This is a genomic window from Burkholderia sp. USMB20, assembly GCF_000949135.2.
In the GTDB taxonomy this organism is placed as follows: domain Bacteria; phylum Pseudomonadota; class Gammaproteobacteria; order Burkholderiales; family Burkholderiaceae; genus Burkholderia.
This window is the reverse complement of sequence record NZ_JTAN02000012.1, coordinates 844,892-855,730: the sequence shown is the minus strand read 5'-3', so window position 1 is coordinate 855,730 and position 10,839 is coordinate 844,892. Positions and strand designations below refer to the sequence as shown.

Below are 10,839 nucleotides of genomic sequence, written 5' to 3'. Positions count from 1 at the left end.
GGTTCAGTTAAGAACCGGTCGCTCACTCAAAGCTGACAGGAATATGAATCACTTCATAAACCTGACTTACTTTAGTGTGAGACTCTTGATACTTTCGCTATCTGATCCGAAGATCAGCTCGCTACCATCAAGCGCCCACACTTATCGGCTGTTAATTTTTAAAGAGCATTTCTGCGAGAAACTCCGCGTTTCTCAGCAGCGCTGCGTTTTCAGCAGCAGAGAAGCAAGATTATGAACCGTCTTTTTCAATTCGTCAACAACTTTTTAACTGCTTCGTTGCGACGACTGAGGTTCAACTTCCTGCACCGCCGAGGCCGCTACGACCCGCCCGACAGCACCGCTTCCCTTCTTCCCCCGCGCCGCGTTTCCGTTAGCGCGAAAGAGGCGTGATTCTAAGCACCTGCCGGCAATCGCGCAAGGGGTTCGATGGATTTTTCTTTCATCCCCGCCGATTCGGCCTTCCGGCCATGCCGGAGCACGAGACCGCTTATGGCGCAAAGAACGGACTAGAATGTGAGGTTCTTCGCCTCTTTCTATACGTATTTAATATGCGCCAGCGAATCGCCAAACGCCTCCCCCCCGACGCCGACAAACTGGTCGGCCTGTCGCTTGCGCTCTTCGCCTCGGGCAGTCGCATCGAGGATCGCTTCTGGGAAGCGAAGCTCGATGCGCTGCTTGCCAAGATTGTTCGCAACGGCAACCAGACCACGCTCGACGCAGCACTCGACCATCTGCAGCAGAACCACCCCGACGCCTATGGCGCGCTCGCCGACATGGCCGAGACGCATAGCGAATCGATGGTGATCGAACACGACGGCCAGCCGTACGATGCGCTGCTGGTCGCCGTTCCCGTTCTCGCCTGGACGCGCTACATGATTCCGTCGGGCCCGCTGAAAGGCGACGTCGCCGACGCACTGCGCACGCACCTGCAGGCGCACGTGCTCGCCACCGGCACGCTCGTCGGGCTGGCCCCGTTCCTGTACAGCATCGACCAGTTGCCGCGCCACCACGTCGAGACCTATCGGCTCGCCCAGCAGCTCGCGCACGCGGCGCTCGGCCAGCACGCCGCCAAGCTCAGCTTCGGCGACCTGCCCGAAACCTCACCGATCCTGGCCGACCCGCGCTTCCTGCTCGCCGTCGTCGCCGCGCCGGCCGGCGCACCGCTGTTTCGCTGGCAGGAGGAAGAACACGGCAACCGGATCGAACGCGGCCAGTGTCTCGAGCAATGGACTGCCCAGGGCGGCCCGAACCTGTCGGCTGCCCTGCCAGGCTGCGAGTTCGAATGCCTGCTTCCGGACGCGTACTACTCGGCCTGCCGCGATGCGGACGAGCGCATCCGTCCGCACACGGTCCGAACGGCCATCCGTTATCTTTTCGACACACTTGGTGCGGCACCGCAAGAGCTGCGCGCGGTGGTCGCGGGCTTTGGCGAGCGCCGGATCGACGAGTATCGCGTCGGCTTCACGCGACGTGCCAGCAACGACGTGATCTATGGCGTCGTGTGGCCGCTGTACGGTCGCGAGAACGGCGACGTGTCGATCGACAGCGCGACGCTCGAAGGCGAAGCACCGATCGAAGGGCCGCTCGAGGAGATCGTGAGTCTGTTGAAGGAATGCGGCGTAACCGACGTCCGCCGGCACGCAGGCCGCTTCGAGCCCGAGTACTGCGACGACTGTGGCGTGCCGCTCTATGCGGATCCGCTCGGCGAGATCGTCCACGCGGAAATGCCGGAAGACGCATCGCCCGCCCAGCCGCACTTTCACTGATCGTGCACGGCAGGCCCGCTGAGCCTGCCCAACGAAGCCGTTCCCGGTTCCTGCCGGAGCGGCTTTTTTTCGTCCGCATTTCCCTCACGAGAAATTTCAGACTTTTCCTAATCCTTTCAGCCAAGCAGACATCGTGTAAGGTTTTTGTCATTATCGGAGCCACCCCATGCCGACGGCAGCTCAATGACTCACCTTACGGAGGTTGAATATGCGGTTCCTGGTGCTTAACTCAGACGCCGAACGGCGTGACGGACTGAAAGCCCTGCTGCGGCAGATCGACCGTCACGCCCGCATCAACGATGCACCCGATGGTTTCCAGGCGCGCCGGCTGCTGCGTACCCAACGTTTCGACCTCGTTGCCATCGACTGGCTGGACGTCGGGCGGCACAGCGAACTCCAGGCGCTCTGCAGCGCCTGCTCGCCGACGCCCGCCGCGGTGCTGATCGACGAATCCACGCCGGAGGCCATCCAGCGCTTCTACAACTACGGCGTCGCGGGCGTGATCCCGCACTCCACACGGCCGCACCTGATCGTGCGGGCGCTCGAAATGGTTCTGCTGGGCGGCCATTACATCCCGCCGATCGCGCTCAGCCTGCTGCCTTCCGCCGCCGCGGCGCGTCACGATGCCCATTTCCAGACGCTCGCCGGATCGCTGCCGCGCCGCCCGCCAAGCAGCCTCCTGTCGCCTAGACAGGCGCAGATCATGCGCTTCGTCCATATGGGCAGCACCAACAAGATGATCGCCCGCACGCTCGGCATCAGCGAAGGCACCGTGAAGATCCACCTCGCCAGCATCTTCCAGCAGCTGGGCGCGGCAAACCGCGCTGCCGCAGTCGCGATCTACAACGGCTGGCTGTCGCCCCATCTCGAGGTGCTGCTGGCGAACCGCGATCGTGCAAGCAAGCCCGTCATCGGCGAACGCGGCCCGGTCCCCCTGCGCAAGCAACGGAACGACCGTCCATACCCGCTGCCTGCCGCGGACACCAGCACTCGCGACCTGCCGCTCGCGGCCGAACCGCGGGCGCGGTTTCGGCGCGACCGCTGATCGGACAGTCTCGATATTGCGACGGTCGACATGTGCGGATTCCCACCTTTGATGCTCAACGAGTAATATGGACCCATGGGTTTTCTTTTCACACCGCTTCCGCTTTGGGTTGGCATCGGTGGCTGGATCGCCGCCGTGGCGCTGCTCGTGCTCGCGCTCTGGAATCGTCCCTTCGTCCGGCTGCAGGACGCAACGCTCCAGCACGTGTGGCTCGCGCTCGTCACTGCGATCACGGTGCTGTGGGCCTCGAATGCGTGGCTCGAAGATGGCATCGTCATGCACCTGCTCGGCGCGACGCTGCTCGTCACGCTGTTCGACTGGACGCTTGCGCTGATCGCGATGGGTGCCGTCACGGCCGTCGCCGCGATCGTCTTCGATGCGCCGTGGCAAGGCATCGGTCTCACCTATCTGATCTACGGCGCGCTACCGGTCGCCGTGTCCGCGTTGCTGCAACGCGCCGCGATCGCGTGGCTCCCACACAACCTCGCATCGTTCATCATCGGCCAGGGGTTCCTGTCACCGGCCATCGCGATCGTCTCGGTCGCCGCGGCCGCGGCCGGTGTCCAGCTCGCGCTCGCGGACGGCGTGCCCGTCGTGATTCCCGCCGGCTATCTGCTGAACACCGCGCTGCTCGCGCTCGGCGAAGCGTGGTTCACCGGCATGGCCACCGCGCTCATCGCTGTCTATCGTCCGGCGTGGGTCACGACCTTCGACGTTCGGCGCTATCGCCTCGGCGGCCCGCGCGCCTGAACGCGGCGGCCCCGATGCGAGCGGTGCGCGCGGCGATCCGTTTGCGCAGCGCGGGAGAGTGCAACGCCTACTGCCGCACAACTTTTTTACGCTAAGATTGAACTCCTGATCTTCATCGGGCATCTATACGTGCCCGATGCCTCATTTGCTCCTCACCAATAACCAGATGGACAGCTCACCTGCCTCGCTCCGGATTTTCCGGGCGCTCGGCAAGCTGGCGGCCTGTGTCGCGGGCCTGTCGCTTGCGCTTCCGGCACCGGTATTCGCCGACCTCCTCGACCAGCGCTCCGAACTGATCAACAAATTCGTCAACGAGATGCACGCCGATCCGATCGTCGCCGATTGTGCGGCGCACGGCAGCTTCATCGCCAGCACGTCGTCGGCCTTCGATCGCGTCGACTTCGCGCCGAACGCGTTCGAAAACGGCAAGGCGACGATCACGCCGTGGAACGATTCGTTCGATCAGGGCAAGCAGCGCGTGAAGGTCGACAACATCGTTACCGTGGATGGCCTCGGCGTCCACAGCGACGGCAGCGACCCGACACCGCTGAAATTCCGCTGCGGCTACGTCGGTCAGCAAATGCTTGCGTTCAGCTGGAACGATCCCGTGCCGCCGCTGAAGCCGCGCGTCGAGCGGCCGTCGTCGTCGACGAAGAAGTTCAACGGCAAGTCACACCGCGGCAAGGTGAAGGCCAAGGCATCCGGCCGCACCGGCAAGAAAGCCGTCGCAACGAAAAAATCCAGTGGCCAGAAGAATGCCGTGAAGAAGAAAACCGCGAAGAAGTCCTGATACGACGGAGCGGCAACGACAGAAGCCAAAAAGCCGGCACATCATGCGATGCGCCGGCTTTTTCATATCGACGACGATGCGCTTACGCGAACGTCTCGACGTGCACCAGGATTGCCGCCAGCATTGCAGCGCCAAGCGCCGCGCTCCGCTCGCCATTCCAGCCGACCCGCTCGTCGGGCAGGTTCGCGTTGTCCTTGAACGGCATCTCGAGCGTCAGCGACAGGCAGCCGAACTGATGGCCGATGTACTTCGACGCGAGCTTGAGCGCGTCTTCCTTGTACTTGCTCGCCGCATAGCCGTGCTCGGTCTGGAAATCCGGGCTCGCGACCTTGAACGCCTCGATGAACGCGGTCTGCTCCCTGCCCTGCTGCTCGGTAAAGCTCGGCAGCATCTCCGAACCCGCAACGAACACGTACGGCAGATCTTCGTCGCCGTGAATGTCGAAGAACATGTCGCAGCCGATCGCATGGATCGCATCGCGCACGGCCAGCACTTCGGGGCTGCGCTCGGCATCGGGCTCCATCCACTCGCGATTCAGGTTCGCGCCCGTCGCGTTGGTGCGCAAGTTGCCGTGCACGCTGCCGTCCGGATTCATGTTCGGGACGATGTAGAACGTCGCGCGGTCGTACAGCTTGCGCGCCACCGGATCGCCCGCCCAGTCGCCCCATCCGGCCAGCCGCTTGACGAGCCCTTCGACGAACCACTCGGCCATCGTCTCGCCCGGGTGCTGGCGCGCGATGATCCATACCTTCTTCTTCGGTGCCCCGTCGACTTCCGGCGTACCGAGCGTCAGCAGCGACATCGGACGGCCTTCGACCGTGCGGCCGAGTTCGACGACGCTCGCCTGCGGCAATTGCTGAACCGCGCCGAGGAACGCCGCATGGCGCTCTTCCGAGTACGGCTCGAAATACGCGTAGTAGATGCTGTCGAACTCGGGCGTATGGTCGATGGTCATCGTCTTGCCGTCGAATGTCGTCGGCACGCGGAACCAGTCGACCCGGTCGTAGCTCGCGACTGCACTGTAGTTGCGCCATCCCGACGGATACGCGCATTCGGCTGCATTCTCGAACGACATCACGCACCGCTCGCCGCGCGCGCCCGTCAGGCGAAAGTAGAACCATTGCGCGAATTCCGAGCGGTTGTCGCCACGTATGCGCAGCCGGATCGCGTCCGGGCTGTCGCACGACACGACGTCGACGGCGCCTGCGTCGAAATTGCTGGTGATCGAAAGGGTCATCTGTCTCTCCAATTGCGACCGGAGCGGGCGGTCTGCCACGTGTCCGGCCTCATGCATGCACCGGCCGTCTCGTGAACGGCCGGCTCGGTCACTCGCCGATTCGCCGGCGATATACGTAAGTCGAATCGTTCGACGCAGCGGCATCGAACGCGTAGTCTTCCACCGCGAAATCCTTCAGCGCGGCCGGCTCGGAGATGCGGTTCTCGACGATATAGCGCGCCATCAGGCCACGGGCGCGTTTCGCATGGAAGCTGATGATCTTGTAGCGGCCGCCCTTCCAGTCCTCGAACACCGGCGTGACGATCGGCGCGGCCAGCAGTTTCGGCTTGACCGACTTGAAGTACTCGGTCGACGCGCAGTTGATCAGCACACGTGCCGCGCCGCTGCGCGTCTCGAGCTGCTCGTTCAGTGCCCGCGTGATGCGGTCGCCCCAGAACGCATACAGATCCTTGCCGCGCGCGTTCGCGAAACGCGTGCCCATCTCGAGCCGGTACGGCTGCAGCAGGTCGAGCGGCCGCAGCAGCCCGTACAGGCCCGACAGCACGCGCACGTGCTGCTGCGCATAGTCGAGATCGGCGGCCGACAGCGATCTGGCATCGAACCCTTCGTACACGTCGCCGTTGAACGCGAGCACCGCCTGCTTCGCATTGGCCGTCGTGAAGGTCGGCGACCAGTCCGCGTAGCGCTGGAAGTTCAGCCGCGCGAGCGGATCGGAGATGTCCATCAGCGTCGAGATGTCCTGCGGCGACAGCTTGCGCAGGCCGTCGATCAGTTCCGACGCATCGTCGACGAATGCAGGCTTCGTGTAAGACGGGACGTGGGCGGGCGTATCGTAGTCGAGGGATTTGGCTGGGGAGAGAACGATTATCATAGAGGCTCGCTGGCACGCCGTGCCTTGCGGTCAGACGAAAACCACCGATTGTAACGAATGACCCGCTCCCTCGCCCCGCATGCCGCACATCGCGTCGTGCTCGACTCGAACGTCTGGATCGACATACTCGTATTCGACGACCCCGCCACCCGCCCGATCCGGGCTGCGCTCGAACGCGGCACGCTGGCCGCCGTGATCGACGGCCGCTGCCTGAACGAACTCGAGCTCGTGCTCGACTATCCGCAGTTCCAGGCGCGCGCGATCGACAAGGCCGAAGCGCTCGCGACCGTCGCCCGCCTGACGCGCCTCGTCGAGCCGCCGCCCGTCGACGCCGACGCGCCGCCGCTGCCGAAGTGCAAGGACCGCGACGATCAGAAGTTTCTCGAGCTCGCGCGCGCCGCGCAGGCCGACTGGCTCGTGTCGAAGGACCGTGCGCTGCTCAAGCTCGCGAAGCGCACCGCACGCGACTTCGGCTTCCGGATCGCGCAGCCCGCGCCATTTACCGAAGCCTGCGCGCTCGATGCCGCGTCGGCCACCCCCACCACGCCGGCCTGACGAGCCCGGCGCCACCCGCTTGCGACCGTATCGATGAACGCTCCTACCGACATGCCTACGACTCCCGTTTTCCCCTCGCGCCTGCCGAACGTCGGCACGACGATCTTCACGGTGATGAGCGCGCTCGCCGCCGAGAAAGGCGCCGTGAACCTCGGCCAGGGCTTCCCGGATTTCGACTGCGACCCGCGCATCGTCGACGCGGTCGCGGCCGCGATGCGCAACGGTCACAACCAGTATCCGCCGATGGCCGGCGTCGCGCCGTTGCGCGATGCGATCGCCGACAAGATCGCGCAGGTCTACGGCCGGCGCTACGATCCGGCCACCGAGATCACGGTCACGGCCGGCGCGACGCAGGCCCTGCTGACGGCGATCCTGTGCGCGGTGCATCCCGGCGACGAAGTGATCGTCGTCGAACCGACCTACGACAGCTATCTGCCTTCGATCGAACTGGCCGGCGGCAAACCCGTGTTCGTCACGCTGGAAGCGCCCGACTATGCGATCCCGTTCGATCGCCTGGCCGCCGCGATCACGCCGAAGACGCGGATGATCATGATCAACACGCCGCACAACCCGACCGGCACCGTGTGGCGCGAGGCCGACATGCGCAGGCTCGAGGAGATCGTGCGCGGCACCAACGTGCTGATCCTGTCGGACGAAGTGTACGAACACATGGTCTACGACGGCGCGCGGCACGAGAGCGTCGCACGCTACCCGGACCTGGCCGCGCGCAGCTTCATCGTGTCGAGCTTCGGGAAGACCTACCACGTGACGGGCTGGAAGGTCGGCTACGTCGCGGCGCCTGCCGCGCTGACCGCGGAGTTCCGCAAGGTCCATCAGTTCAACGTGTTCACGGTGAACACGCCGATGCAGATCGGGCTCGCCGACTACCTGCGCGATCCGGCGCCGTACCTGACGCTGGCCGGCTTCTACCAGAACAAGCGCGACTTCTTCCGCGCCGGCCTCGAGCGCACGCGCTTCAAACTGCTGCCGTGCACCGGCACGTACTTCCAGTGCGTCGACTATTCGGCGATCAGCGATCTGCCCGAAGCGGAATTCTCGAAGTGGCTCACGTCGGAGATCGGCGTGGCGGCGATTCCGGTGTCGGCGTTCTACCACGAGCCGCACGAGTCGGGCGTCGTGCGCTTCTGCTTTGCAAAGCAGGAAAGCACGCTCGCATCCGCACTCGAACGGCTCGCGCGCCTGTAAGGCTTGCCTCGGCGGCCGGGCGCGGTACGACACCGCGCCTGCACCGCGCTTACGAACGCGCGGCGCTCGCCGCCTCGACGTAGGCTTTGCGATCGGCCGCCACGCGCTGCGCGGCCGGCCGCTCGCCGACCAGCTTCACGTGCGCCTTCCAGTCGATGCCGGCGTCGAGCAGGAAATCGCGGCCGAAGACGGCCTTCGTCGCCATCCCGATCACCGGCAGATGGATCGCTGCCGCAATGTCCGCAAGACCGAACGTGTCACCGAGCACGTACGGCGAGAACTGCGTCATCCGCTTGAACGCATCGATCGCGCGCGGCAGGCGCTTCTCGACGTGCGCCTTCATCCCGTCGCTGACCTTGCCGCCGAAAAACGCTTCCGTATAGACCTCGCGCGCGGTCCATTCGAGATACAGCTCGAGCGTCTCGACGAGTTCGCGCACCTTCGCGGCCGCGAACGGCCCGGCCGGGAAAATGGCCTTGTCGGGATAACGCGCCGCCAGATACTCGATGATCACCTGCGACTCGAACAGCGCGCCCTCTTCCGTCTTCAGGAACGGAATCTTGCCGAGCGGCGAATCGGCAAGCAGTGCCGGATCGTTGATCGGCAGACCGCATGCCGATTCCTCGAACGGGATGCCATGCTCGAGCAGGACAAACTTCACCTTGTTGTAATAGTTGGACAACGGAATACCGCACAGCTGTAGCATCGGAGTCTCCTTCGTTGCTGAGGCGCGGCCGCAGTGATGCCGGCCGCATCGGGATGCGTCGCGCTGAAAAGCACGTTCGTGCTAGTCTAAAGCAGTTTCGCGTCCGTCAAGACAACGATACATCCGCTGCGGCATCATCCTCACGGGTAGGCGCGCAAGCCCGCACAACATGCGACGCCGCAACCCCGCCATTCGATGGAGACACACTCGCATGAGTGCTGAACTGCTGGCCTCGCGTCCGCCCGAAAGCGAATCGACGCTCGTCCTCACGCTGTCCAATCCCGGCGCGCGCAACGCGCTGCATCCCGACATGTATGCGGCCGGCGTCGAAGCGCTCGCCACCGCCGAGCGCGATCCCGCGATTCGCGCGGTCGTGCTCACGGGGGCCGATCGCTTCTTTTGCGCGGGCGGCAACCTGAACCGGCTGCTCGACAACCGCTCGAAGGATCCGTCCTACCAGGCCGACAGCATCGATCAGCTCGGCGCGTGGATCACGGCGCTGCGCGCAACGACGAAGCCCGTGATCGCGGCCGTCGAAGGCGCCGCGGCCGGCGCGGGCTTCTCGCTCGCGCTCGCGTGCGACCTGATCGTTGCCGCGCACGATGCGAAGTTCGTGATGTCGTACGCACGCGTCGGCCTCACGCCCGACGGCGGCGGCTCGTGGTTCCTCGCACGTGCGCTGCCGCGTGCGCTCGCCGCCGAAATCCTGTTCGAGGGCAAGCCTGTCGCGGCCGAACGCCTGCATGCGCTCGGCGTCGTCAACCGGCTCGCCGCGCCCGGTGCCGTGCTGTCCGACGCACTCGCGTGGGCCGACTCGCTTGCCGGCATCTCGCCGAACGCGCTGACACGCATCAAGTCATTGCTCGACGATGCGACCGCGCAGCCGCTCGATGCGCACCTCGGCACCGAGCGCGATCACTTCGTCGCGTCACTGCATCACGCGGACGCGTTCGAAGGCATTACCGCATTCCTCGAGAAACGCCAGCCGCGCTACAAGCGCTGATCCGGCTCGCGGCCACCGCTCGAACGCCGGTTCCGCTGCCTCGGCGACACGCGCGCGCAGGCGCGTGGCCGCACGTTGCCGTCGCCTGCAGCCCGCATCGATCCATGCTCTAATGACCGCCTGTCGCGGCGCCCTGTCGGCGCCGTTTTCGCGCATGCAATAAAGGAGTTGACGATGATCGACGTCTACAGCTGGGCGACCCCGAACGGCCACAAGGTACACATCATGCTCGAGGAAACAGGCCTCGCGTATCGTGCGCATCCGGTCGATATCGGTGCGGGCGACCAGTTCGAGCCCGAATTCCTGAAGATCAGCCCGAACAACAAGATCCCCGCGATCGTCGACGCGGACGGCCCCGGCGGCAAGCCGATCTCGCTGTTCGAATCCGGCGCGATCCTCGTTTACCTGGCGGAAAAGACCGGCAAGTTCCTGCCGACCGAGCCGGCCGCGCGCTACGCGACGCTCGAATGGCTGATGTTCCAGATGGGCGGCGTCGGCCCGATGCTCGGCCAGGCGCATCACTTCCGGCTGTATGCGCCGGAGCAGATCGAGTACGCGGTCAATCGCTACACGAACGAAGCGAAGCGCCTGTACAACGTGATGGAAAAGCGCCTCGGCGAATCCGCCTATCTCGCGGGCGACACGTACACGATCGCGGACATTGCGACGTTCCCGTGGACGCGTTCGTGGCAAAACCAGGGCATCGTGCTCGACGAACTGCCGAACGTGAAGCGCTGGCATGAAGCCATTGCCGCGCGTGCCGCCGTGCAGCGAGGCGTCGAAGTACTCGCGTCGCTGCGCAAGCCGCTGCAGGACGACAAGGCACGCGAGATGCTGTTCGGCGCGACGCAATACGCGAAGCACTGAAGCACCGCGCGCCGTGCGACGCAGCGGCATCCGTCGCTGCCGC

12 protein-coding genes are annotated in these 10,839 nt (G+C 64.9%); 9 read left to right on the top strand and 3 right to left on the bottom strand.

Annotated elements, in window-relative coordinates; all coding sequences use genetic code 11:
- The 5 genes from PL79_RS36360 to PL79_RS17270 form a co-directional block, all read left to right on the top strand.
- A partial coding sequence (locus PL79_RS36360; protein ID WP_207671172.1) for a hypothetical protein occupies positions 1-235 on the top strand: 235 nt, incomplete at its 5' end.
- A 313-nt stretch (positions 236-548) separates the two neighbouring features.
- A complete protein-coding gene (locus tag PL79_RS17285; protein ID WP_044844642.1) occupies positions 549-1,766 on the top strand; it encodes a DUF2863 family protein in 1,218 nt (405 codons plus the stop codon).
- A gap of 208 nt (positions 1,767-1,974) precedes the next feature.
- Positions 1,975-2,811, top strand: a complete 837-nt coding sequence (locus PL79_RS17280; RefSeq protein ID WP_044844643.1) for a response regulator transcription factor — start codon at positions 1,975-1,977, stop codon at positions 2,809-2,811.
- 75 nt (positions 2,812-2,886) lie between these two features.
- The gene (locus tag PL79_RS17275) at positions 2,887-3,561 is read left to right on the top strand and encodes an energy-coupling factor ABC transporter permease (RefSeq protein ID WP_044844644.1); all 675 of its coding nucleotides are present in this window, start codon (positions 2,887-2,889) and stop codon (positions 3,559-3,561) included.
- A 136-nt stretch (positions 3,562-3,697) separates the two neighbouring features.
- On the top strand, positions 3,698-4,351 hold the full coding sequence (locus tag PL79_RS17270) for a BspC domain-containing protein (protein ID WP_044844645.1): 654 nt from the start codon (positions 3,698-3,700) through the stop codon (positions 4,349-4,351).
- Positions 4,352-4,433: 82 nt separating this feature from the next.
- On the opposite strand, the gene PL79_RS17265 is transcribed toward PL79_RS17270, so the two are convergent.
- Together PL79_RS17265 and yaaA are read right to left on the bottom strand one after the other, a co-directional pair.
- On the bottom strand, positions 4,434-5,588 hold the full coding sequence (locus PL79_RS17265; protein ID WP_044844646.1) for a M14 family metallopeptidase: 1,155 nt from the start codon (positions 5,586-5,588) through the stop codon (positions 4,434-4,436).
- Positions 5,589-5,676: 88 nt separating this feature from the next.
- Positions 5,677-6,459, bottom strand: a complete 783-nt coding sequence (gene yaaA, locus PL79_RS17260; RefSeq protein WP_044844647.1) for a peroxide stress protein YaaA — start codon at positions 6,457-6,459, stop codon at positions 5,677-5,679.
- Between the two features lie 57 nt (positions 6,460-6,516).
- Between yaaA and PL79_RS17255 the strand changes: the two genes are divergently transcribed.
- Both PL79_RS17255 and PL79_RS17250 read left to right on the top strand, forming a co-directional pair.
- Positions 6,517-7,014 carry a putative toxin-antitoxin system toxin component, PIN family gene (locus PL79_RS17255; protein ID WP_044844648.1) on the top strand — a complete coding sequence of 166 codons (498 nt, stop codon included), beginning with the start codon at positions 6,517-6,519 and terminating at the stop codon, positions 7,012-7,014.
- Between the two features lie 33 nt (positions 7,015-7,047).
- Entirely contained in the window at positions 7,048-8,220 is a 1,173-nt protein-coding gene (locus PL79_RS17250) for a pyridoxal phosphate-dependent aminotransferase (RefSeq protein ID WP_044844649.1), read from the top strand.
- Between the two features lie 49 nt (positions 8,221-8,269).
- Here PL79_RS17250 and PL79_RS17245 read toward each other — a convergent pair whose 3' ends face one another.
- A complete protein-coding gene (locus PL79_RS17245) occupies positions 8,270-8,926 on the bottom strand; it encodes a glutathione S-transferase family protein (protein WP_044844650.1) in 657 nt (218 codons plus the stop codon).
- Between the two features lie 211 nt (positions 8,927-9,137).
- On the opposite strand from PL79_RS17245, the gene PL79_RS17240 reads away from it, so the two are divergent.
- Together PL79_RS17240 and PL79_RS17235 are read left to right on the top strand one after the other, a co-directional pair.
- Positions 9,138-9,929 (top strand): oxepin-CoA hydrolase, alternative type, encoded by a 792-nt coding sequence (locus tag PL79_RS17240; protein ID WP_044844651.1) that lies wholly within the window; start codon positions 9,138-9,140, stop codon positions 9,927-9,929.
- 174 nt (positions 9,930-10,103) lie between these two features.
- Positions 10,104-10,796: a glutathione binding-like protein gene (locus PL79_RS17235; protein WP_044844731.1), complete on the top strand. Its 693-nt coding sequence runs from the start codon at positions 10,104-10,106 to the stop codon at positions 10,794-10,796.
- Positions 10,797-10,839 lie beyond the last annotated feature (43 nt).

Excerpts from the sequence above, each read along its gene's own strand:
- PL79_RS17270 (WP_044844645.1), top strand. The coding sequence starts at position 3,698 with ATGCCTCATTTGCTCCTCACCAATAACCAGATGGACAGCTCACCTGCC.
- PL79_RS17265 (WP_044844646.1), bottom strand. The coding sequence starts at position 5,588 with ATGACCCTTTCGATCACCAGCAATTTCGACGCAGGCGCCGTCGACGTC.
- PL79_RS17280 (WP_044844643.1), top strand. The coding sequence starts at position 1,975 with ATGCGGTTCCTGGTGCTTAACTCAGACGCCGAACGGCGTGACGGACTG.
- PL79_RS17245 (WP_044844650.1), bottom strand. The coding sequence starts at position 8,926 with ATGCTACAGCTGTGCGGTATTCCGTTGTCCAACTATTACAACAAGGTG.
- PL79_RS17285 (WP_044844642.1), top strand. The coding sequence starts at position 549 with ATGCGCCAGCGAATCGCCAAACGCCTCCCCCCCGACGCCGACAAACTG.
- yaaA (WP_044844647.1), bottom strand. The coding sequence starts at position 6,459 with ATGATAATCGTTCTCTCCCCAGCCAAATCCCTCGACTACGATACGCCC.
- PL79_RS17240 (WP_044844651.1), top strand. The coding sequence starts at position 9,138 with ATGAGTGCTGAACTGCTGGCCTCGCGTCCGCCCGAAAGCGAATCGACG.
- PL79_RS17255 (WP_044844648.1), top strand. The coding sequence starts at position 6,517 with ATGACCCGCTCCCTCGCCCCGCATGCCGCACATCGCGTCGTGCTCGAC.
- PL79_RS17235 (WP_044844731.1), top strand. The coding sequence starts at position 10,104 with ATGATCGACGTCTACAGCTGGGCGACCCCGAACGGCCACAAGGTACAC.
- PL79_RS17250 (WP_044844649.1), top strand. The coding sequence starts at position 7,048 with ATGAACGCTCCTACCGACATGCCTACGACTCCCGTTTTCCCCTCGCGC.
- PL79_RS17275 (WP_044844644.1), top strand. The coding sequence starts at position 2,887 with ATGGGTTTTCTTTTCACACCGCTTCCGCTTTGGGTTGGCATCGGTGGC.